This is a genomic window from Pseudomonas sp. HTZ2, assembly GCF_033173945.1.
GTDB lineage: Bacteria > Pseudomonadota > Gammaproteobacteria > Pseudomonadales > Pseudomonadaceae > Aquipseudomonas > Aquipseudomonas guariconensis.
Genome location: NZ_CP137332.1, coordinates 3898783 through 3921810, shown reverse-complemented (window position 1 = coordinate 3921810; position 23028 = coordinate 3898783). Strand labels below are relative to the sequence as shown.

18 protein-coding genes are annotated in these 23028 nt (G+C 62.8%); 4 read left to right on the top strand and 14 right to left on the bottom strand.

Annotated features, from left to right (window positions below; genetic code table 11):
• Positions 1 to 7: 7 nt before the first annotated feature.
• From nuoH to R6G97_RS18090, 10 genes are all read right to left on the bottom strand, one after another.
• Entirely contained in the window at positions 8 to 1015 is a 1008-nt protein-coding gene (gene nuoH, locus R6G97_RS18135) for an NADH-quinone oxidoreductase subunit NuoH (RefSeq protein WP_043209145.1), read from the bottom strand.
• On the bottom strand, positions 1012 to 3726 hold the full coding sequence (gene nuoG, locus R6G97_RS18130; protein ID WP_043209148.1) for an NADH-quinone oxidoreductase subunit NuoG: 2715 nt from the start codon (positions 3724 to 3726) through the stop codon (positions 1012 to 1014). Before nuoG ends, nuoH begins: the two co-directional genes overlap by 4 nt.
• Positions 3727 to 3858: 132 nt before the next feature.
• On the bottom strand, positions 3859 to 5238 hold the full coding sequence (gene nuoF, locus R6G97_RS18125; protein ID WP_043209150.1) for an NADH-quinone oxidoreductase subunit NuoF: 1380 nt from the start codon (positions 5236 to 5238) through the stop codon (positions 3859 to 3861).
• On the bottom strand, positions 5235 to 5732 hold the full coding sequence (gene nuoE / locus R6G97_RS18120) for an NADH-quinone oxidoreductase subunit NuoE (protein ID WP_043209152.1): 498 nt from the start codon (positions 5730 to 5732) through the stop codon (positions 5235 to 5237). The genes nuoF and nuoE overlap by 4 nt, the downstream gene beginning before the upstream one ends.
• A 2-nt stretch (positions 5733 to 5734) precedes the next feature.
• Positions 5735 to 7516, bottom strand: coding sequence for an NADH-quinone oxidoreductase subunit C/D (gene nuoC, locus R6G97_RS18115; RefSeq protein WP_043209154.1), 1782 nt, complete (start codon positions 7514 to 7516; stop codon positions 5735 to 5737).
• Between the two features lie 79 nt (positions 7517 to 7595).
• Positions 7596 to 8273: a NuoB/complex I 20 kDa subunit family protein gene (locus R6G97_RS18110; RefSeq protein WP_043209157.1), complete on the bottom strand. Its 678-nt coding sequence runs from the start codon at positions 8271 to 8273 to the stop codon at positions 7596 to 7598.
• Positions 8274 to 8282: 9 nt separating this feature from the next.
• Positions 8283 to 8696, bottom strand: coding sequence for an NADH-quinone oxidoreductase subunit A (locus tag R6G97_RS18105; RefSeq protein WP_043209159.1), 414 nt, complete (start codon positions 8694 to 8696; stop codon positions 8283 to 8285).
• A gap of 379 nt (positions 8697 to 9075) precedes the next feature.
• The gene (locus R6G97_RS18100) at positions 9076 to 9738 is read right to left on the bottom strand and encodes a lysoplasmalogenase (protein ID WP_317847316.1); all 663 of its coding nucleotides are present in this window, start codon (positions 9736 to 9738) and stop codon (positions 9076 to 9078) included.
• A gap of 188 nt (positions 9739 to 9926) precedes the next feature.
• Positions 9927 to 11252: an isocitrate lyase gene (aceA, locus tag R6G97_RS18095; RefSeq protein ID WP_043209162.1), complete on the bottom strand. Its 1326-nt coding sequence runs from the start codon at positions 11250 to 11252 to the stop codon at positions 9927 to 9929.
• Positions 11253 to 11740: 488 nt separating this feature from the next.
• Positions 11741 to 12505: a secretin N-terminal domain-containing protein gene (locus tag R6G97_RS18090; RefSeq protein WP_197853612.1), complete on the bottom strand. Its 765-nt coding sequence runs from the start codon at positions 12503 to 12505 to the stop codon at positions 11741 to 11743.
• Between the two features lie 150 nt (positions 12506 to 12655).
• Between R6G97_RS18090 and R6G97_RS18085 the strand changes: the two genes are divergently transcribed.
• Entirely contained in the window at positions 12656 to 14383 is a 1728-nt protein-coding gene (locus tag R6G97_RS18085) for a S8/S53 family peptidase (RefSeq protein WP_317847315.1), read from the top strand.
• 100 nt (positions 14384 to 14483) lie between these two features.
• A complete protein-coding gene (locus tag R6G97_RS18080; RefSeq protein WP_317847314.1) occupies positions 14484 to 15926 on the top strand; it encodes a SulP family inorganic anion transporter in 1443 nt (480 codons plus the stop codon).
• Between the two features lie 75 nt (positions 15927 to 16001).
• Here R6G97_RS18080 and fusA read toward each other — a convergent pair whose 3' ends face one another.
• Positions 16002 to 18113, bottom strand: coding sequence for an elongation factor G (gene fusA / locus R6G97_RS18075; protein ID WP_043209170.1), 2112 nt, complete (start codon positions 18111 to 18113; stop codon positions 16002 to 16004).
• A 149-nt stretch (positions 18114 to 18262) separates the two neighbouring features.
• On the opposite strand from fusA, the gene dsdA reads away from it, so the two are divergent.
• Positions 18263 to 19624 (top strand): D-serine ammonia-lyase, encoded by a 1362-nt coding sequence (dsdA, locus tag R6G97_RS18070; RefSeq protein ID WP_317847313.1) that lies wholly within the window; start codon positions 18263 to 18265, stop codon positions 19622 to 19624.
• 22 nt (positions 19625 to 19646) lie between these two features.
• On the opposite strand, the gene R6G97_RS18065 is transcribed toward dsdA, so the two are convergent.
• Positions 19647 to 20075: a hypothetical protein gene (locus tag R6G97_RS18065; RefSeq protein WP_090345563.1), complete on the bottom strand. Its 429-nt coding sequence runs from the start codon at positions 20073 to 20075 to the stop codon at positions 19647 to 19649.
• Between the two features lie 202 nt (positions 20076 to 20277).
• Here R6G97_RS18065 and R6G97_RS18060 point away from each other — a divergent pair, with 202 nt between their 5' ends.
• Positions 20278 to 20577: a hypothetical protein gene (locus R6G97_RS18060; RefSeq protein ID WP_442800207.1), complete on the top strand. Its 300-nt coding sequence runs from the start codon at positions 20278 to 20280 to the stop codon at positions 20575 to 20577.
• Positions 20578 to 20581: 4 nt separating this feature from the next.
• On the opposite strand, the gene R6G97_RS18055 is transcribed toward R6G97_RS18060, so the two are convergent.
• A complete protein-coding gene (locus R6G97_RS18055) occupies positions 20582 to 21832 on the bottom strand; it encodes a 2-aminoadipate transaminase (protein ID WP_043209177.1) in 1251 nt (416 codons plus the stop codon).
• A 160-nt stretch (positions 21833 to 21992) separates the two neighbouring features.
• A complete protein-coding gene (gcvA, locus tag R6G97_RS18050) occupies positions 21993 to 22889 on the bottom strand; it encodes a transcriptional regulator GcvA (protein ID WP_043209178.1) in 897 nt (298 codons plus the stop codon).
• Positions 22890 to 23028: the final 139 nt, after the last annotated feature.

Genomic DNA, 23028 nt, shown 5'->3' with positions numbered 1-23028 from the left:
CAAATCCTCACTGGGCCGCGACGGCTGGCGTGTTGTAGAGCACGATCGCAGCGGTCACCAGCAAATTGATCAAGGTCAGCGGCAGGCAGAACTTCCAGCTGAAGTCCATCACCTGGTCATAGCGTGGGCGCGGAATCGACGCGCGCAGCAGGATGAACAGCATGATGAAGAACGCGGTCTTCAGGGCGAACCACAGGAACGGAACCTGTGGCAGCAGGCCGAATGGGCCGTGCCAGCCGCCGAAGAACAGGGTCACCAGCAGCGCCGAGATCAGGATGATGCCGATGTACTCACCGACGAAGAACATGCCCCACTTCATGCCGGCATATTCAATGTGGTAGCCGTCAGCCAGTTCCTGTTCCGCTTCTGGCTGGTCGAACGGGTGACGGTGAGTCACGGCGACGCCAGCGATGAAGAAGGTGCAGAAGCCGAAGAACTGCGGAATGATGAACCACAGGTTCTGTGCCTGGTAGTCGACGATGTCGCGCATGTTGAACGAACCGACCTGAACCACCACGCCCATCAGTGCCAGGCCCAGGAACACTTCGTACGACACGGTCTGGGCCGAAGCACGCAGGCTGCCGAGCAGGGCGTACTTGTTGTTCGACGACCAGCCGGCGAACAGCACCGCATACACCGACAGACCGGCCATGGCGAAGAAGAACAGCAGACCGATGTTCAGGTCAGCCACGCCCCAGACCGGGGTGATCGGGATGACCACGAAGGCGATCAGCAGGGCGCTCATGGCCACGACTGGCGCCAGGGTGAAGATCATGCGATCGACGAAAGGCGGGTTCCAGTCTTCCTTGAAGAACATCTTCAGCATGTCGGCAGCGATCTGGAACATGCCGAACGGGCCGACACGGTTCGGACCGTAGCGGTCCTGCCACCAACCCAGCAGGCGACGCTCGACGAAGCTGAGCAGCGCGCCGCAGACCACCACCGCCAGCAGGACCACGATGGCCCGGACGACGGTGAGGATCACATCGATCACTTCGGGGGTGAACCAGCTCATTGTGCTGCCTCCTGCAGACCTTCGACGGATGCTCCGAAGATGGCAGGCGGAATGCCGGCCAGGCCTTTCGGCAGCGCGACCAGGCCAGCGCCCAGCTCTTCATTGACACGCAGCGGCAGGCGCAGGGAGACGCCTGCCACGTTCAGGCTCAGCAGGGCACCCTCGTTGACGCCCAGGCGGTCGGCCTCGGACTTGGCCAGTGCCACGTAGGCGGCCGGGATGCGTTCTTGCACCGGGGCGGCGCGGGAAGAAGACTCTTCGCTGCCGAACAGGTGGTAGAACGGCACGGCAGTCCAGGTGCCGCGGGCCGGGTTGAAGGCCGCCGGGATGGTGGTGAACCAGTGCAGGCGATCGCCTTGCGGCTCGATCAGGCGCACGCCTGGATCGCCAGCGCGCAGGTGGCCGCCGACCTCGTCCTGGAACTTGTTCCAGGCCTGTGGGGAGTTCCAGCCCGGCGACCAGGCGAATGGCACCTGCTGGCGCGGTTCGGCCGAGCCCGAGTAGCCTTCCATGGAGAAGGCGAAGGCGGTGTCCTTGTCTTGCGGGGTACGCGGTTCGTGCACGCTGATGTTGGCGCGCATGGCAGTACGACCGGAATAGCGCAGCGGTTCACGGGCCAGTTTCAAGCCCTTGATGCGGAACGCGGCCGAAGGCGCTGCGTTGACGATGCCGGCCAGTTGCGGGGCGGCTTCGGCGCAGGCGCTGGTGACGTGATCCAGTTGGGTCCAGTCGACCGGCTTGTTCAGCAGGGTCGCACGCAGGGCGTGCATCCAGCGCCAGCCTTCGTGAACCAGGATGCTGCTGTCGAGGTATTGCGGGTCGAACACCTGGAAGAAGCGCTGTGCACGGCCTTCCTGGCTGACCAGGGTACCGTCGCCTTCGGCGAAGGTGGCCGCCGGCAGCACCAGATGGGCGCGGTCGGTGGTCGGGGTCTTGGAGTGGTCGGCGACGATCACCACCTTGGCCGCGGCCAGGGCAGCGTCAACCTTGGCGGCCGGCACGCGGGCGTACAGGTCGTTCTCCAGCACTACGATAGCGTCGGCCTTGCCGCTGATGACGGCATCCAGCGCGGCGTCGACGGACTCACCGCCCATCATGGCCATGCCGAGGCTGTTGGCTTCTGGCACCACCAGGCTCAGCGAGCCGTTCTTCTCACGCAGCTTCAAGGCCTTGGCGATGTTGGCGGCGGCTTCGATCAGTGCGGGGTCGGCCAGGGAAGTGCCGGCGACTACCAGCGGACGCTGGGCTGCGACCAGGGCATCGGCGATGCGCTGGGCCAGAGCCTTGGCTTCGGCGTCCAGGCCGTCAACGGCAGGTGCGCTCGGATCGATGGCGTGGGCCACGGCGAAGCCCAGGCGAGCCAGGTCCGCCGGCGCTGCGTGCACGCACTCCTCGGCGACGTCGTCGAGCTTGGTTTCAGCCAGCGAGGCGATGAACAGCGGATACAGCGCGTGCTGGCCGATGTTCTTGACCGCAGCGTCCAGCCACGGTTGTACGCGCATGGCGTCGGCCATGGCTTCGGCCTTGCCCTTGGTGGCCTGGCGCACGGCCAGTGCGACGCGGGCGGCGGTCTGGGTCAGGTCTTCACCGAGGACGAACACAGCGTCGTGGTCTTCGATGTCGCGCAGGGTCGGCACGGGCAGCGGGCTATTGTTGAGCACCTCGAGAGCAAGGCGCACGCGGGCCAACTCGCCGGCTTCCATACCCGAATAGAAATAGTCGGCGCCGACCAGCTCACGCAGGCCATAGTTGCTTTCCAGGCTGGCGCGTGGCGAGCCGATACCGACGATGGTGCGACCGCGCAGCAGGTCGGCGGCTTTGTCCAGGGCAGCGTCCAGGCCCAGCTTGGTGCCGTCGGCCAGGTGCGGTTGGCGTGGACGGTCGCTGCGGTTGACGTAGCCATAGCCGAAGCGGCCACGGTCGCACAGGAAGTACTGGTTGACCGAGCCGTTGAAGCGGTTCTCGATACGGCGCAGTTCACCATAGCGCTCACCGGGGCTGATGTTGCAGCCGCTGGAGCAGCCGTGGCAGATGCTAGGGGCGAACTGCATGTCCCACTTGCGGTTGTAGCGCTCGGAGTGGGTCTTGTCGGTGAACACGCCGGTCGGGCAGACCTCGGTCAGGTTGCCGGAGAACTCGCTCTCCAGCACGCCGTCTTCGACGCGACCGAAGTACACGTTGTCGTGGGCGCCGTAGACACCCAGGTCGGTACCGCCTGCGTAGTCCTTGTAGTAGCGAACGCAGCGGTAGCAGGCGATGCAGCGGTTCATCTCATGGGCGATGAACGGGCCGAGGTCCTGGTTCTGGTGGGTACGCTTGGTGAAACGGTAGCGGCGCTCGTTGTGGCCGGTCATTACCGTCATGTCCTGCAGGTGGCAGTGACCGCCTTCCTCGCACACTGGGCAGTCGTGCGGGTGGTTGGTCATCAGCCATTCGACGACGCTGGCGCGGAACGCCTTGGATTCTTCATCGTCGATGGAGATCCAGGTGCCGTCGGAGGCAGGGGTCATGCAGGACATGACGATACGACCGCGGGTGTCGTTCTCGTCGGTGTACTGCTTGACCGCGCACTGCCGGCAGGCGCCGACGCTACCGAGCGCCGGGTGCCAGCAGAAATAGGGGATGTCGAGGCCGAGCGACAGACAGGCCTGTAACAGGTTGTCCGCACCATTGACTTCGAGCGCTTTGCCGTCTACGTGGATAGTGGCCATGGTTCAAAGTTCTTCGTTGGCCCGCGTGAGCAGGCGTGGCTAATGGAAATCGGTGAGCCTGCGGCCAGCCACGAATCGTTCGGGCCGGCCTGCAGGCTGGCGGATGGCACGGACCATCCGCGATTCATCTTGTTATGCGCCGACCACGACCGGCCCGGTCGGTATCGGCTTGGCCAGGTTCGGGCGCAGGGCGTCGCCAGCGCTGGCTGGGGCGACACCGGCCTCGAACTCGGACCGGAAATACTTGATGGCACTGCCCAGAGGCTCGACGGCACCCGGTGCGTGAGCACAGAAGGTCCGGCCTGGGCCGAGGAAGTTGACCAGTCCCAGCAGCGTCTCGATGTCCTCGGCACGGCCTTGGCCTTTCTCCAGGGCGCGCAACATCTTCACGCTCCATGGCAGACCGTCACGGCACGGGGTGCACCAGCCGCACGATTCCCGGGCGAAGAACTCTTCCATGTTGCGCAGCAGCGAGACCATATTGATGCTGTCGTCGACCGCCATGGCCAGGCCCGTACCCATACGGGTGCCGACCTTGGCGATGCCACCGGCATACATCTGTGCGTCGAGGTGCTCGGGCAGCAGGAAACCGGTACCGGCGCCGCCTGGCTGCCAGCACTTGAGCTTGTAGCCATCGCGCATGCCACCGGCGTAGTCCTCGAACAGCTCGCGGGCGGTGACGCCAAACGGCAGTTCCCACAGGCCAGGGTTCTTCACCTTGCCGGAGAAGCCCATCAGCTTGGTGCCGTGGTCTTCGCTGCCTTCGCGGGCCAGCGACTTGTACCAGTCGTTGCCGTTGGCGACGATGGCCGGAACGTTGCACAGGGTCTCGACGTTGTTCACGCAGGTCGGCTTGCCCCACACACCGACGGCGGCAGGGAAGGGCGGCTTGGAGCGTGGGTTGGCGCGGCGGCCTTCCAGGGAGTTGATCAGTGCGGTTTCTTCACCGCAGATGTAGCGGCCGGCACCGGTGTGCACGAACAGTTCGAAGTCGAAACCGCTGCCGAGGATGTTCTTGCCCAGAAGGCCTGCGGCCTTGGCTTCCTCGATGGCGCGGTTGAGGTTCTTGGCCGCGGTGGTGTATTCGCCACGCAGGAAGATGTAGCCGCGGTAGGCCTTCAAGGCGCGGGCACTGATCAGCATGCCCTCGACCAGCAGATGGGGCTGTTGCTCCATCAGCATGCGGTCTTTCCAGGTGTTGGGCTCCATTTCGTCCGCGTTGCACAGCAGGTAGCGGATGTTCATGGACTCGTCCTTGGGCATCAGGCCCCACTTCACGCCAGTGGGGAAGCCTGCGCCACCACGGCCCTTGAGGCCGGAGTCCTTGACGCTTTGGACGATATCATCCGCAGACATTTGCGCCAGCGCCTTGCGGGCGGCGGCGTAGCCGTTCTTGGCCTGGTACTCTTCGAGCCAGATCGGCTCGCCGTCGTCACGCAGGCGCCAGGTCAGCGGATGGGTTTCAGCCGAGCGCGCGATGCGGTTGGCCGGGCCGAAGGAAGTGATGGTCATACGTAACCCTCCAGCAGTTTGGCGACGCCGGCAGGTTGCACGTCGCCAAAGGTGTCATCGTCGATCATCAGTGCCGGGGCCTTGTCGCAGTTGCCCAGGCAGCAGACCGGCAGCAGGGTGAAGCGGCCATCGGCAGTGGTCTGGCCCAGGCCGATGCCCAGCTCGCTCTGGATCTGGCTGACCACCGACTCGTGGCCACCGATGTAGCAGACCATGCTGTCGCAGACGCGAATGATGTGGCGACCGACCGGCTGGCGGAAGATCTGGCTGTAGAAGGTGGCCACGCCTTCGACGTCGCTGGCTGGGATGCCCAGGACTTCGCCGATGGCGTAGATGGCGCCGTCCGGCACCCAGCCACGTTCTTTCTGAACGATCTTCAGGGCTTCGATGGACGCCGCGCGCGGATCCTCGTAGTGGTGCATCTCATGCTCGATGGCCGAGCGCTCGGTTTCGCTCAGGACGAAACGGTCGGTTTGGATAAGCGTGTTGTTCATGCTTAGCGGTCCACGTCAGCCATAACGAAGTCGATACTGCCCAGGTACGCGATGAGGTCCGCGACCATGCTGCCTTTGATCACCGATGGGATCTGCTGCAGGTGCGGGTAGCTCGGGGTACGGATCCGGGTGCGGTAGCTCATGGTGCCGCCATCGCTCGTCAGGTAGTAACTGTTGATGCCCTTGGTCGCCTCGATCATCTGGAACGACTCGTTGGCCGGCATGACCGGGCCCCACGAGACTTGCAGGAAGTGGGTGATCAGGGTCTCGATGTGCTGCAGGGTGCGCTCTTTGGGCGGCGGCGTGGTCAGCGGGTGATCCGCCTTGTACGGGCCTTCCGGCATGTTGCGCAGGCACTGGTCGATGATGCGGATACTCTGGCGCATCTCCTCGACGCGGACCATGCAGCGATCGTAGGCATCGCCGTTGTGGGCCAGCGGTACTTCGAACTCGAAGTTCTCGTAGCCGGAGTAGGGGCGGGCTTTACGCAGGTCGAAGTCGCAGCCGGTGGCACGCAGGCCGGCACCGGTGGTACCCCACGACAGCGCTTCCTGGGTGTTGTACGCGGCGACGCCGATGGTACGACCCTTGAGGATGCTGTTCTTGAGCGCAGCCTTTTCGTACTCGTCCAGGCGCTTGGGCAGCCATTCGACGAAGTCCTTGACCAGCTTGTCCCAGCCGCGTGGCAGGTCGTGGGCGACGCCACCGATGCGGTACCAGGCCGGGTGCAGACGGAAACCAGTGATCGCCTCGATCACGGTGTAGGCCCGCTGGCGGTCGGTAAAGGTGAAGAACACCGGGGTCATGGCGCCCACGTCTTGGATGTAGGTACCCAGGAACAGCAGGTGGCTGGTGATCCTGAAGAACTCGGCCAACATGACGCGAATGGTGTCGACCTTCTGCGGCACCTTGATGCCGGCCAGCTTCTCGACAGCCAGGACGTACGGCAGGTTGTTCATCACCCCACCGAGGTAGTCGATGCGGTCGGTGTAGGGGATGAAACTGTGCCAGGACTGGCGCTCGGCCATCTTCTCTGCACCACGGTGGTGGTAGCCGATGTCCGGAACGCAGTCGACGATCTCTTCGCCGTCCAGTTGCAGGACGATACGGAAGGCACCGTGAGCCGAAGGGTGGTTGGGACCCAGGTTGAGGAACATGTAGTCCTCGTTGGCGCCGTGACGCTTCATGCCCCAGGCTTCGGGGTTGAAGCGCGCCGATTCCTCTTCAAGCTGCTGCTTGGCCAGGTTCAGGCTGTACGGATCGAATTCGGTGGCGCGCGCCGGGAAGTCCTTGCGCAGCGGGTGGCCTTCCCAGGTCGGTGGCATGAGGATGCGCGACAGGTGCGGATGGCCGGCGAAGTCGATGCCGAACATGTCCCAGACTTCGCGCTCGTACCAGTTGGCGTTTGGCCAGATGCCGGTGACCGACGGCAGGTTCAGGTCGCCTTCGCTCAAGGCCACCTTGATCATCACGTCGCTGTTACGTTCGACCGATAGCAGGTGGTAGAACACGCTGAAATCGGCAGCCGGCAGGCCGCGGCGCTGGGTGCGCAGGCGCTCGTCCACGCCGTGCAGGTCGAACAGCATGCTGTACGGCTTGGCAACGTTGCGCAGGAAGGAGAGGACGTCTTTGAGCTGGGCGCGGTTTACCCACAGGACCGGCATGCCGGTGCGGGTTTCCTGGGCGACGAATGCGTCTGCGCCAAAACGGTTGTGCAGTTCGACGACCACATCTTGGTCGTCAGCCTTGTAAGGCGGAATATAAATAGCGGTGTCCGCTGTCATGGTCTCGGTCGCTTTGAGTCAACGTAGAGAATGAAGCCAGGCCGCCGGCTCCTTCCGGAGCGGGCGGCATGTCGCTGGATCAGACTTCGTCGGGGCTGCGCAGGTTGGTGACCTGGATGCGCTGTTCACGACGCAGGTCTTTCTGGGCGGGCATCTCGGCACGGTAAATGCCTTGATCACCGACAACCCAGGAAAGCGGGCGTCGCTCCTGGCCGATCGACTCCTGCAGCAGCATCAGGCCCTGCAGGAAGGCTTCGGGGCGAGGCGGGCAGCCAGGCACGTAGACATCCACGGGGAGGAACTTGTCGACCCCCTGAACGACCGAGTAAATGTCGTACATGCCGCCGGAGTTGGCGCACGAGCCCATGGAGATCACCCACTTGGGTTCGAGCATCTGCTCGTAGAGGCGCTGAATGATCGGCGCCATCTTGATGAAGCAGGTGCCGGCGACGACCATGAAGTCGGCCTGACGGGGCGAGGCCCGGATGACTTCGGCGCCGAAGCGGGCGATGTCATGGGGGGCCGTGAAGGCCGTGGTCATTTCCACGTAGCAGCAGGACAGGCCGAAGTTGTACGGCCAGAGGGAGTTCTTGCGACCCCAGTTGACCGCGCCACGCAGCACATCTTCGAGCTTGCCCATGAAGATGTTCTTGTGGACCTGGTCCTCTAGCAGTTGATCGGTGACGGTTTCCCGTTCACCGACCGGGTACTGCTCGTTGGGCGCATCCGGATCGATTCTGGTGAGATTGTATTGCATGCCAAAGCCTCATTGTTTCAGCTTCGCTTGCCGCTTGCGGCGACCTTCGGGAGCCCAATCGAGCGCCCCGACGCGCCATAGGTAGACAAGACCAGCCAACAGAATTGCAATGAAAACGAGTGCTTCGACGAATCCGGTCCAGCCGCTTTCGCGGACGGACACAGACCATGCATACAGGAAGAGGGCTTCGATATCGAAGATCACGAACAGCATCGCGACCAGATAGAATTTGGCGGACAGGCGCAGACGGGCGCTGCCGACGGGCAGCATGCCGGATTCGAAGGGTTCGTTCTTGGCGCGACCCCAAGCCTTGCTACCGAGCAGGCTGGAGAGGCCGAGCATGAAGGCACACAGGCCGACGACACCCAGGAGGAAGATGGCAAAGCCCCAGTTGTGGGCGATGAGTCCTACCGAATCGGACATGCTAGAAATCCTTATACAGAGACCCAGCTCTGCAGTCTGAAATAAGTAGAGCGGCGACGCGTGTCGCGGTTGCAGTGACCAAATGTCGCAGCTGAATCAATCGGGCTGATTTTATGGGTAAACCCGGTGCAAGTAAAATTTCTGTGGCAAATTTATTCGTAGGATTAAGAACAAAAAAATCTCCTAAATGGCTGAAACCCTTGAGTTTCGGGCATTGCACGCGCTTTTGTTAATTATGTTTCTTGCATCATGTAACGACCTTTTGCGCCAGTAATGATAATTAATATCATTTGGCCTGATGTGTTGTTTTAAACCTGGCCTGACGCTTGCAAAGTTCATTTTTCCAGCGTGTATCTTGCAAATAAGAAAGCCTCTCGTTCTAGCAGCTGGGCTCGCGTCTTGCACCGCTCTGAATCAACAGTTTATCGATTGAGCCACGATAAGCCGACGCGGCGATTGCCCATTGGCCCAGCCAGTAGGTGAGAATGATCAAGAATTGGGCGCCGGCGAATGGCATGACGAAGCGGTCGATGCCGATCAGGCTGTCGGAGAACACGAACAGGCCGGCTCCGATTGCAGCCAGCCCACCGCAGGCGAGGGCGCGCCAGAGCATTGCACCAATCGCCAAGGCATAAAGCGCCACGGGTATCAGCAAGGACCCCAGGCCGTGGCTGGCCAGCAGTGCGAACAGCGCGCAGGTGAGCAGTACACATACCGCCAGTGTGGCCAGGGCGGGGCGCCGAGTGATGCGGCAATAGGCATGCAGGTAGGCCAGGTGTGCGCAGAAGAAGGCTGCAAGGCCGAAAACGAACCAATCGCGTGGAACGGCCAAAATGATATCGCCCAGTACCGAAAAACCGAGTCCGATACTGATCCAGCGCGTGTAGGGCGTCGCAGGAGCGCTGCATAGCCAGGCAATCAATGCCAGCACTGGCAATGGCTTGGCCAGCAATGCGAGCAGGGTATTGTCGCTGGCCAATGCATATATATAGAAGGCGGCGGCCGTGAGGGCGATGGCGATCAGATGGCTTGGACGGGGCATGGGCGGTCCTTGCTGCTGGGTAGCCACAAGCATAGACCCATGTTGCCGGCTGTGCTGCGAACGCTGAGGGCTAAGCGGGTTCCTACGTGGTAATCAGAAATACGTGTAGGAACAACGTTGTTGCCACTCGATAAAGAAAAAGGCCCGACACCTTTGCAGGGTCGGGCCTCGTTCGAAGGGCGTCACACTCAGTGGAACTGCTCTTCCTCGGTCGAGCCGGTCAGGGCGGTTACCGACGAAGCGCCACCTTGAATCACGGTGGTCATGTCGTCGAAGTAGCCGGTGCCGACTTCCTGCTGGTGCGCCACGAAGGTATAGCCTTTGCTGGCGTCAGCGAACTCCTGCTCCTGCAGCTTGACGTAGGCGGTCATGTCGTTGCGGGCGTAGTCGTGCGCCAAGTTGAACATGCCGTGCCACATGTTGTGGATGCCTGCCAGGGTGATGAACTGGTGCTTGTAGCCCATGGCCGACAGTTCGCGCTGGAACTTGGCGATGGTGGCGTCGTCCAGGTTCTTCTTCCAGTTGAAGGATGGCGAGCAGTTGTACGACAGGATCTGGTCCGGGTACTCCTTCTTGATCGCCTCGGCGAAGCGGCGAGCTTCTTCCAGGTCCGGCTTGGCGGTTTCACACCAGATCAGGTCGGCATACGGGGCATAGGCCAGGCCGCGGGCGATGGCTTGGTCGAGGCCGGCGCGGACTTTATAGAAGCCCTCACGCGTGCGCTCGCCGATCACGAACGGCTGGTCGTACGGGTCGCAATCGCTGGTCAGCAGGTCAGCGGCGTTGGCGTCGGTACGGGCCAGGATGATGGTCGGTACGCCAGCGACGTCCGCAGCCAGGCGGGCAGCAACGAGTTTTTGCACGGCTTCCTGGGTTGGGACCAGTACCTTGCCACCCATGTGGCCGCATTTTTTCACCGAGGCCAGCTGGTCTTCGAAGTGAACCCCGGCTGCGCCTGCCTCGATCATGTTCTTCATCAGTTCGTAGGCGTTCAGCACGCCGCCGAAACCGGCTTCGGCGTCTGCCACGATCGGTGCGAAGTAGTCGATGTAGCCTTCGTCACCTGGGTTCTTGCCTGCTTTCCACTGGATCTGGTCGGCGCGGCGGAAGGCGTTGTTGATGCGCTTGACCACGGTCGGAACCGAATCGACCGGGTACAGCGACTGGTCAGGGTACATGGACTCGGCCGAGTTGTTGTCGGCGGCCACCTGCCAGCCAGACAGGTAGATGGCCTGGATGCCGGCCTTGACCTGCTGGACTGCCTGGCCGCCGGTCAGGGCGCCCATGCAGTTGACGAAATCTTTTTCAGGGCGGAAGGACGGGTGGGCACCTTCGGTGACCAGCTTCCACAGTTTCTCTGCACCCTGGCGAGCGAAGGTGTGCTCCGGCTGCAGGGAACCACGCAGGCGGACGACATCGGCGGCGGTATAGGTACGGGTCACGCCTTTCCAGCGCGGGTTCTCGGCCCAGTCTTTCTCAAGGGCTGCAATTTGCTGTTCGCGTGTCAGTGCCATGGAAATAAAACCTCGTCGCATCAGTCTTTGAAGTAAGTGCTTGTGCTCTGCGGTTCAGAAGCCTGGCGGCTGTCCTGTCCGGCGGAAGGTGAGTGCGTACGAGGGAGGCTCGAAGGGGAAGAGGTGCAGGGCCGGGCGAGGTGTGGCGGCAGGTCGGCTCGTGGATGCCTTGCTGCGGTGCGACAGGACTGCCAGGTACTGCGGTGATGCGCTTCCGTCCCTCGGGACAACTTCTTCGTTGCAGTCACTATCCCGTCGAACCGCCTTGTGGGCCGTATAGACACGAGACGCCCCCAGGGGTAAGGAGGAGCGCGTCTCGAAGGCCCTTGCCAGGGCCTCTGATTAGCGGGAGCGAGGCCATCATGCCCTTGGAAAAAAGTACCTGTCAAATGTTTTGTAGTGGTTTTTTTCGCTTACTACATCTTTGGTCTAATGAGACTCTTCGGTCAGTTTCAAGGCCTTTGGTCGAGGCCTTGAATTGCCTGGGATCAGTCAAGAAGGTCGACTTTGACGCGTAATGTCATGTTTTCACCCCGTTGGGTGCTGTAGGTGTAGCTTGAGGCGCTACGTTCGGCTTGGCTCTGCTGATTGAACCCGGCCAGGGTGATCCACTCGCCGAGCTTGCCGGTGACGGTCGTGTCGGTGCTTTGAACTTTTACTACATCCTGACGTTCAAGGCTCATTCGGTCATTATTGGTGCTTATTTGCAGACGAACCGTATCGCCGCTCAGGCTCGGCGTGACATAGAAACCCTGGGTGACATTGCGGTATTCAGTGTCGCTTTGAATGCGTCCGTAGCCGTCGGTGCTGGTACTGGTGATGGGAATGCTCTGACCGATCTGGATCAACGCCGGCTGGCCTTCGCTGGCCTGGATCTGCTGCATCCCGCCCTCACGGTTGCTCGTGCCGTAATGGATGATGCGGGCGTTGCCACGGTTGTCCTGGAAGTTGCTGTCGTCGTTGTCGACGCTGATCAACAGGCGCTTGGGCGCAGTGTCGAGCTGTTGCAACAGTGCGCGCAGGTCATCGATGCGCTCGGGGCTGGCATTGACGATCAGCTTGTTCTCGAAGGTGCTGACCGTGCCGTCCTTGCCCAGGAATGACTGAGCGGTAGGCAGCAGTTCGGCGCTGGTGCGATGTTGCAGTGGCAGCACCTCGGTGGCCGCCTGGGCGGTGAGGCTGATGGCCAACAGAAAAGACGTGATGAAGGGGCGTAGCGGCATGTCCATGATCTCCGCAGGTGGAATGATCATGATGGCAAATTTGTCGCGCCTCTGCTGGGTCTGGATCACAGGCTGGGCAGCTCATGTTGCTTGCGGGCTTGCGAAGGCCCCGCAGCAGGCTGCCTGAACCTTTGACAGGGCCTGGCAGTCGCAGCACAAGAAGCCCAAAGGACTGCCCTGATGCTGCGTTTGCTCGTCTTGTTGATTTGTCTGCCCTTGAGCGCGGCCGTGGCCGCACAGCAACCCTTGCGCATCCAGCAACTGCAACGTTGTGGCGATTTGCTGGGCGACGGCCCGCAGCGATGGTGTCTGCGGGTCCAGGGGCTGGAGCAAGGCAAGCCTGCGGTGTGGCTCGGTGACCAGCCGTTGTCCGAAACGCATGTGGTGCGTCAGGGCGACACGCTCACATTGACCCTCGATCCACCCCGCCAGCGCAGCGCCCCGTTGTGGCTCGAAGCCCGCGGCCAGAGGAGCAATCCGGTTTGGCTCACGCGCCAGCGCAGCCATGTGCTGGCCGCAGGGCCCGACGAAGTGGCGAAGAACATGGATGGCCTGACCACCTACCTGAACTTGGTCAGTGTATTGATCGAGGAACATCACGACGGTCTGCGTCAAGCGCAGCGCATCGCCGACAAATATGGCGCCCAGGTCGTCGGCGCGATTGCTCCGCTCAACGTCTATCAGTTGCGCTTGCCAGTCCATGACCTGGTGCAGCGGGACGCGATGATCCTGCGTATCGGCAGCGAAACCAGTGTGGATGCAGTGATCGTCGAGGAGTCCGCGCCCGAACGCGGCGAGGAAGGCGCTGTGCAAGTCGCCAAGCCGCCCATCGATCAGGCCCAGGAATGGGCTGCCAATCGCTTCATGGATGCCTTGTATTACTACCAGCGCCGTATCCCGGCCTCAAAGGTGCCCGTAAAGCCATTGCGGATCGGCGTGATCGAGCGGGCGGTGGACTTCGATGCTCCGGCATTCATGGCCTACCGCGGCGCTTGCGGTGCGGGCGAAACCTGTGTGTACGCCCGTGATGGCGACCAGGCGCAAAGCCATGGCACGCAGGTCACCGGGATTCTCGCCGGACGAGGCGGCGAGGGCGCGCCAGGCGGCTTTCTCACGGGGCTGGGCAAGGCCGCCCCGGGCTTCGAAGTGATCGTCGAGCGCAATGCCGATGCTGGAATCACTGCCAACATCGCCGCCTCGGTGAATCTGGTCGAGGATGGCGTGAGGGTGCTGAACTGGAGCTGGGGTATCCACCGCGTCGGGGCCAGGGACGTACGGGGCGATGAGGTGGACTCGCTGGTACGCTCAGGGCTCGCCATGAGCGGTTATGAAGAACTGCTAGAGGAATTCTTCCTGTGGTTGCGCAAGGCACATCCGGATGTGGTAGTGGTCAATTCGGCAGGCAACGGTGCTTCCTGGTCTGGAAGGGATGAATATCGCCTGCCGTCGTCATTCATCACCGATCAGTTGCTGGTGGTCGGCGGCCACCAACGCAGCGACCAAGCCGTTGCGCTCGAAAGCCCGACCCACGTGACCAAGCGGCGCAGCTCCAATGTCGACATGCGTGTGGATATCAGTGCTGCTGCCTGCATCCGTCCTGCGCCGCAAGGCCGGGTCCATTGCGGTACCTCCTATGCGACCCCGCTGGTCACTGCCACAGTGGCTGCCATGCTGTCGATCAACCCACAGCTGACCCCCGACCAGGTGCGCATGCTGCTGCGCCGCAGTGCGCTGACCTTGGGCCCGCAGCAGGATTTCGAAGCCATGGACGCCGAAGACCTGACCGCGCCAATCCTGCCTTCCGAACGCAATGGCCAGTTGCAGCATCCGGATTTGGGGCGTTCGGCGCGTCTGGACATGCTGCGGGCACTGGACCTGGCGGTACAGAGTCGCGAGCGCGTGCGCTGAGCTGCCGATCGGTGGTCGCTATCGGACAAATCTCGTAACATCGCGCCCCTCGATTTTTCATCCCGGTCGCTTCTGCATCCGGACACGACACAGGAACCCCATGAAACCCGCCCGACTTCGCGCCGACGTGCTCGCTGGCCTGACCACGTCTTTCGCCCTGGTGCCTGAATGTATTGCCTTCGCCCTGGTGGCCCACCTCAACCCTCTCATGGGCCTGTACGGTGCTTTCATCATCTGTACCCTGACCGCGCTGCTCGGTGGGCGCCCCGGGATGATTTCCGGTGCCGCAGGCTCCATGGCGGTGGTGATCGTCGCCCTGGTGGTGCAGCACGGTGCCCAGTATCTATTGGCTACGGTGCTACTCGGTGGGGGTGTGATGATCCTGTTTGGCGTACTGCGCCTGGGCAAACTGGTGCGCCTGGTGCCGTATCCGGTGATGCTCGGGTTCGTCAATGGCCTGGCGATCGTCATTGCCCTGGCCCAGTTGGAGCACTTCAAGGACGGCGAGCACTGGCTCAGCGGCTCACCGCTGTACCTGATGGTCGGCCTGGTGGCGCTGACCATGCTGGTGGTCTACGTGCTGCCGCGCCTGACCCGCGCCGTGCCTCCGGCGCTGGTCGCGATTCTTGGTGTCGGTCTGCTGGTCTATCTGCTTGGTTTGCCGACCCGCACGTTGGGCGACATGGCGCACATCGCCGGCGGTCTGCCACGACTGGCCCTGCCAGAGGTGCCGTGGAACCTTGAGACGTTGAAGATCATCGCGCCCTACGCCGTGTTGATGGCAATGGTCGGCCTGCTGGAAACCCTGTTGACCTTGAACCTCACCGATGAGATCACCGAAAGCCGTGGCTACCCCGATCGCGAATGCGTGGCGCTCGGGGCGGCCAACATGGTCTCGGGGCTATGTGGCGGCATGGGTGGCTGCGCGATGATCGGCCAGACCGTGATCAACCTCAGCTCCAATGGCCGCGGCCGGCTGTCGGGCGTGGTGGCGGGCGGGATGATCCTGCTGTTCGTGTTGTTCCTCTCGCCGCTGATCGAGCGTATCCCGCTGGCGGCGTTGGTTGGCGTGATGTTCGTGGTCGCCCAGCAGACCTTCGCCTGGGCATCGCTTCGAGTGTTGCGCAAGGTGCCGGTCAGCGACGTGCTGGCAATCATCGCAGTGACGGTGGTGACGGTATTGACTGACCTTGCGACTGCCGTGCTGTTCGGCATCGTCATCGCCGCGATCAACTTTGCCTGGCAGCACGCCCGCGAACTCTATGCCGACAGCCATCTGGACGAGGCGGGCGGCAAGGTCTATCAAGTGCACGGCACGCTGTTCTTCGCCTCGACCACGCCGTTTCTCGATCAGTTCGACCCGGCGCAGGATCCAGCCAGCGTTACCCTGGACTGTAAGCACCTGAGCTTTGTCGACTACTCGGCGATCGCGGCGTTAAAGACCCTGCGCGAACGCTATGCCAAGGCTGGCAAGCACCTGCGCGTGGTGCACCTGTCGGAGCGCTGCAAGAAGCTGCTCAAGCGGGCAGGGGAGCAGCATTGAGCAGGGCTTTTGCCCGCATCGGCCCCTTCGCGGGTGAGCCCGCGAAGGTGTCTGGCCACTTGCCGCTACAGCGGATTACTCCCCTTTGCTCTTCTTGACGATGCTGTCGGCGATGCTTGCCGGCGCCTCTGCATACTTGGTGAACTCCATCGAGTAGCTGGCCCGGCCCTGGGTCATCGAACGCATGTCGGTGGAATAGCCAAACATCTCGCCCAATGGTACTTCGGCACGGATCACCTTGCCGGCGGGGCTGTCCTCCGAGCCCTGGATCATGCCGCGCCGACGGCTCAGATCGCCCATGATGTCGCCCAGGTATTCCTCGGGCGTGACCACCTCGACCTTCATCACCGGCTCCAGCAGCACGGCACCGCCTTTCTGGGCCAGTTGCTTGGTGGCCATGGACGCGGCAATCTTGTAGGCCATCTCGTTGGAGTCCACGTCGTGGTACGAGCCGTCGTACACCGCGGCCTTGAGGCTGATCAGCGGGTAACCGGCCAGCACGCCATTTTGCATCTGCTCCTCGATGCCTTTCTGGATGGCGGGAATGTACTCGCGTGGCACCACGCCGCCGACGATCTCGTTGATGAATTCAAGGCCTTCCTTGCCATCGTCGCCCGGTGCAAAACGGATCCAGCAATGGCCATACTGGCCGCGTCCACCGGACTGGCGGATGAAGCGCCCCTCGATTTCGCAGGTGTTGCGGATCTTCTCGCGATAGGCCACCTGCGGCTTGCCGATATTGGCCTCGACGTTGAACTCGCGGCGCATGCGATCGACGATGATGTCTAGGTGCAGCTCACCCATGCCTGAGATGATCGTCTGGCCGGTCTCCTCGTCGGTCTTGACCCGGAACGAGGGGTCCTCCTGGGCCAGCTTGCCCAAGGCAATGCCCATTTTTTCCTGGTCGGCTTTGGTCTTGGGCTCAACGGCCACGGAAATCACCGGGTCGGGGAAATCCATGCGCTCGAGGATGATCGGCTTGTTCATGTCGCACAGGGTGTCGCCGGTGGTGACATCCTTCATGCCGATCAGTGCGGCGATGTCGCCGGCGCAGACATTCTTGATCTCGGCGCGCTGGTTGGCGTGCATCTGCACCATGCGTCCGACCCGTTCCTTCTTGCCCTTGACCGAGTTGAGCACTGCGTCGCCGGAACTGAGCACGCCAGAGTAGACGCGCGCGAACGTCAAGGTGCCCACGAACGGATCGGTGGCGATCTTGAAGGCCAAGGCCGAGAACGGTTCGTTGTCGTCGGCGTGGCGCTCCAGGTGCTTTTCCTCGTCATCTGGGTCGACGCCCTTGATCGAGGGAATCTCGCTGGGGGCGGGCAGGTAGTCGATCACGGCATCGAGCATCAGAGGCACGCCTTTGTTCTTGAAGGACGAGCCGAGGATGGTCGGCACGATCTCGTTGGCCAAGGTGCGTTGGCGCAGCCCGGCCTTGATCTCGTCAACGCTCAGCGCTTCACCCTCGAGAAACTTCATCGTCAGCTCGTCATTGGCTTCGGCGGCGGCTTCGACCATGTGCGCGCGCCATTCATCGGCCAGCGCGCGCAGCTCAGCGGGAATCTCCTCTTCGCGATAGCTGGTGCCCTGGTCGGCGTCGTTCCAGTAGATGGCTTTCATCTTCACCAGGTCGATCTGCCCGGCGAAGTGCTCCTCGCTGCCGATGGCCAGCTGGATCGGTACCGGGTGGTGGCCCAGGCGCTGGTCGATCTGCTTGACCACCCGCAGGAAATCCGCGCCCTGGCGGTCCATCTTGTTGATGTAGGCCAGGCGCGGCACATGGTACTTGTTGGCCTGGCGCCAGACTGTCTCGGACTGCGGCTCGACGCCGTCGGCGCCGCTGAACACCACCACCGCGCCGTCGAGCACGCGCAGCGAGCGCTCCACCTCGATGGTGAAATCGACGTGGCCGGGGGTGTCGATGATGTTGAACCGGTACTTGTCGGCAAACTGCTTGGTCGAGCCTTGCCAGAACGCCGTGGTCGCCGCCGAGGTGATGGTGATGCCGCGCTCCTGCTCCTGGGCCATCCAGTCCATGGTGGCGGCGCCGTCATGAACTTCGCCCATTTTATGGTTGACCCCGGTGTAGAACAGGATGCGTTCGGTGGTGGTGGTCTTGCCGGCGTCGACGTGGGCGACGATGCCAATGTTGCGGTACAGCTCGATGGGAGTCGTGCGGGCCATGGTCATTCACCTGTGGGTGAGCGGGTTCTCCCAAGGTAGCAGACGATGGCGCTGCTGATGGGGCCCAGGCCAAGTATCCGACGGTTGCCAAGGGGGGCTGATGTGCCGCCTAATCCAGGCCCTGCCTAATGATCTGCCTGGAGTCGCCCATGGCCCTCGAAGTTCCGCTGCAGACCTGGTGCCAGCAGCACCCGTTGATCGCCGACCTGGTGCGCCACGCCCCAGTCACTTGGTTCAATCCTGGCGTCGCACCGAGTGCCCAGGCGTTGGGCGATGTACCGCTGGGGGCAGGCGATATCGCCGAGGCCAGCGCACGGTTGACGCGTTTTGCACCGTTCATCGCCTCGGCCTTCCCGCAGACCCAAGCCGCCGGTGGGTTGATCGAATCGCCACTGTTGCCTTTGCCCGGCCTGCAGGCTGCCTTGTGCGATGAGCTCGACATCGCGCCGCTCGGCACGCTGTGGCTCAAGGCAGACAACCTGCTGCCAATCTCAGGCTCGATCAAGGCCCGTGGCGGTATCTATGAAGTGCTCAAGCACGCCGAGGGTCTGGCCTTGGCCGGCGGCCTGCTCAAGCCTGGAGATGATTACGCAACGCTCGACAGCGAGGCGGCACGCGTCTTCTTCAGCCAGTACAGCATCGCCGTCGGCTCGACCGGCAACCTGGGGTTGTCCATCGGCGTCATGGGGGCGCGCCTGGGGTTGCGCACGACGGTCCACATGTCCGCCGATGCCCGTCAATGGAAGAAGGATCGCTTGCGGGCCTGTGGTGTCGAGGTGCGCGAATACGACGCCGATTACGGCGTCGCGGTCGAGCAGGGGCGGCGCGAAGCCGATGCCGATCCCCAATGTCACTTCGTCGATGACGAAAATTCCACCGACCTGTTCCTGGGCTATGCCGTGGCGGCCGAACGCTTGCGCGGGCAGTTGCAGGCGGCGGGCATCGTCGTCGATGCCGAGCATCCGCTGTTCGTCTATTTGCCCTGTGGCGTGGGCGGTGGTCCAGGGGGCGTGGCCTTTGGCTTGAAGCAGGCGTTCGGCGATGCGGTGCACTGCCTGTTCGCCGAGCCCAGCCACTCGCCGTGCATGCTGTTGGGGGTGTACACCGGTTTGCATGAGCAGGTGTCGGTCTATGACTTTGGTCTGGACAACCATACCGCCGCCGACGGGCTCGCGGTCGGCAGGCCTTCAGGGTTTGTCGGGCGTGCCATGCAGCGCCTGATCGACGGTTACTACACCGTCAGCGATGCCGAATTGTTCCGCTTGCTGGCGCTGGTGGAGAAGCTAGAAGGGCTGGCATTGGAGCCTTCGGCGCTGGCGGGCGTGCCGGGCATGGGCCAGGTGTTGCAGGAAAACCAAGGCTATCGTCAGCGTCTGGGCCTGGATGAGCGGCGCATGGCCAATGCCACCCACCTAGTCTGGGCGACGGGCGGCAGCATGGTGCCGCGTGAGGAGATGGACGCTTACCTGGAAAAAGGCCGTGCCATCGTGCATGGCCGCCAGGGGCGCTAAGCCCGGCGGCCAAGCGCCCGGGTCAGTCGGCCAGGGCTTGCAAGTGCCACTGGCCGTCGGTTTCGCGGGCCAGGCCGCTGGCTGGCAGCAGGGCCAGCAGACGCTCGTGCAGGGCGGTTTCGGTGAACGTCTTGACGGTGGCCAGGTCCAGCGCGCCGGTCAGTGGTAGATCGTTCTTGGTGTAGGACAGCCAGGCCTTCTTCAGCACCAGCAGGACATCGCTCCCCGCGGTGTTGGCGAAGCGCCGGTGCATGGTACGGCCTTCGAGTGCGAAGGTGTGCTGGTGGCTGTAGTCACTTTCGTCGCCGCCCCGTTCCAGGCAGCGGTGGCAGCGGCAGGCGCCTTCGCCGAAGGCATTGCGCAGGTAGGCGTTGAAGTCCACGACGGGCTTGAGACTCAGGCGTTTGTCGACTTCGAACAGGTCGGCGATCAGGGGTTCTTCGGCGCTCACTCGGGATCCTCGTGTGGTGGGGCGTGCATCGGCGGGCACCCTAACAGATTTCGGGGCTGCGGTCTCGGGACGGGCGGATGCCTTTGAACGAGCGGTTTGCCCGGGCAAATGCGCGCGCGGTACTCGCGCGCGCGCATCGCCTGCCGTAACCTACGCACCCTTGGCGCCCGATGCGCCGTCCCTTTCTTATGAGGCAACCCGATTGAGTAAGTACCCCTACATCGCCACCGTGACCGTCAGCGCCGAAGACCGTGGGGGTGATGCCGAAGCCATGGAAAACCCCAACATGCGCGTGGGCCTGGAAGCGGTCACCGAAACGCTGAAGAAGGTGCACTTCGTCGGCACCCTGGCCGCACCGGAAAAGTCTGCCACGCACATCTGCGTGACGCTGGAGAACGGCCTGACCTACTACGGCCCGATCGTCAATGGCCACGCCGAACTCGAAGGCGGCTGGATCGCCTTCGAGTCCGACATGCTCACCCCGGAAGAGTTGGGCCGCTAACGCGTCAGCCCAGCGCGGCGAGGCACTGTTCGAGGATATCCAGGCCTTCTTCGAGGACCTGCGGCTCGATCGTCAGCGGTGCCAGCAGGCGAATGATGTGCCGCGCCTTGCCGCTTGGCATCAACAGCAGGCCTTTGGCGCGGGCCGACTCGAGTACCTTGGCCAGTTGGGCTGGCGCGGGGCTGCCGTCGGCGTTGACCAGCTCCAGCCCGCGCATCGCTCCGGTGCCGGTCAGGCGACCTAGCGCCGACGTCAGCCCGGTGGCCTTCCAGCGCTGGTAGCGGCCCACGATGGCCTGCTCCTGGCGCTCTCCCCAGGTCGCGAGATTCTCGTCGGTCATCTGCTCCAGGCTGGCCAAAGCTGCCGCGCACGCGATCGGGTTGCCCGAATAGGTGCCACCCAGGCCGCCCTTGGGCAGCGAGTCCATGACTGTCTTGCGGCCGACCACCGCGCCCAGTGGCATGCCACCGGCGATGCTCTTGGCCAACAGCAACAGGTCAGGCTCGATGCCCAGGCGAGGGAAGGCGAAGCGCTGACCGGTGCGGCCGAAGCCAGACTGGATCTCGTCGATGATGATCAGGATGCCGTGCTCATCGCAGAAGCGGCGCAGTGCCTGGGCAAAGGTCGGGTCCAGCGCCAGAAAGCCGCCTTCGCCTTGCACGGGCTCGAAGATGAACGCTGCTACGTCTTCCACCGCCAGTTCCACGCTGAACAGCCTGTCCATGGCTTTGAGCGCCTGCTCACAGGTGACGCCGGTGTCGGCGCTTGGATAGGGCAGGTGGTACACCGGCCCGGGCAATTCACCCACGCGTTGCTTGTACGGCGCGACCTTGCCGTTGAGGTTGAGGGTGGCCAGGGTGCGACCATGGAAACCACCGTCGAAGGCGACGATGGCGCGCTTGCCGGTGGCGCCACGGGCCACTTTCAGCGCGTTCTCCGCAGCCTCGGCGCCGCTGTTGGTGAGCATCCCCGCCAGGGGGTAGCTCACCGGCACGAAGTGCTGCAAACGCTCCATCAGCGCCAGGTAAGGACCATGGGGGGCGGCATTGAACGCATAGTGGGTCAGGCGTGTGGCCTGGGTCTGGATGGCCTGGACCACGGCAGGGTTGCAATGGCCCAGGTTCAGAACGCCGATACCGCCGACAAAGTCGATGTAACGTGTGCCGTCGGTGTCCCAGACTTCGGCATTGCGGCCATGGGAAAGTGTAATCGGATGAACAATTGCAATGGACTGACTGATACTTTCCTGATTCATGTGCACGCAAACCTTGGTTTGATTTTCTTATTATCCAAGCGCGGCGAAGTGTCGTTTCGCAAACGAATTATTCGATTGCGGTCATTCCAAAAATTCTTGCTTTTCCAGGGCTAGCCTCCTGCGCGCCAGCGCGGTCTGTCACCAGCGGCCACGACAAACTTCAGTCCCCCTGTGCCACCCGCTCCAGGATCCATTGCACGAACGCCCGCACCTTCGGTACCTCCGCCGCATGCTCGGCATGGGCGATGAAGTGCTTGCCATTGCTGGGTACCGGGTGGTCCCAGGCCACCACCAGCTTGCCTTCGGCCAGCTCTTCGGCGACCAGGTATCGCGGGATCAGGGCGATGCCGCAACCTGCGATGGCGGCGCGGATGCATAGGTAGAACGTGTCGAAACGTGGGCCGTGATAGCTGTTTTCGCTATGCAACCCAAGGCCCAGGAACCACTCATGCCAAGCCTCGGGCCGCGAAGCGCATTGCAACAGGCGATGCTGGGTCAATGCTTCGGCGCTGTCGAAGCGGTGTTGGGCCCGTAGCGATGGCGCACACACCGGCACCACTGCCTCGCTGAACAGTTCGATGCACGTCGCGCCAGGCCAGGTGCCCTGGCCGAAGAAAAAGGCGATGTCCGCCTTGGACTGGACCAGGTCGAAAGGTTCCAGCTCGTTGCGGATGTCCAGGTGGATACGTGGGTGACGATCGCCGAAACCCTTGAGCCTGGGCACCAGCCAGCGGGCTCCGAACGTCGGCTGGGTGGCGATGCGCAGCACCTCGGTTTCATCGCCGTAGCTCAGGATGTAGCGGCTGGAGATGTCGATTTGGGTGAGGATCTTGTTCACTTCGGTCAGGTACAGCGCGCCGGCCGGTGTCAGCTGCAGGCGCCTGCGGATGCGCTGGAACAGCGGGTGCGCCAGCATGTCCTCCAGTTGCGCCACTTGCTTGCTCACGGCGCTCTGGGTCAGGTGCAGTTCCTGCGCCGCCCGCGTGAAGCTCAGATGACGAGCGGCCGCTTCGAAGCACTGCAGGGCGGTGGAAGAAGGCATCAGTCGTTTTGACATGAGCGGTGAGTACCCCGTGAATTTGGAAGGATTTCATTCCGCAACGGAATCATGTGCTTCGAAAAGGTCGTTTGTTGACCTCGTCTTATTAGATTAATACTGACCTGTATCAACGATGACAACCCGCTGTTGAAACAGG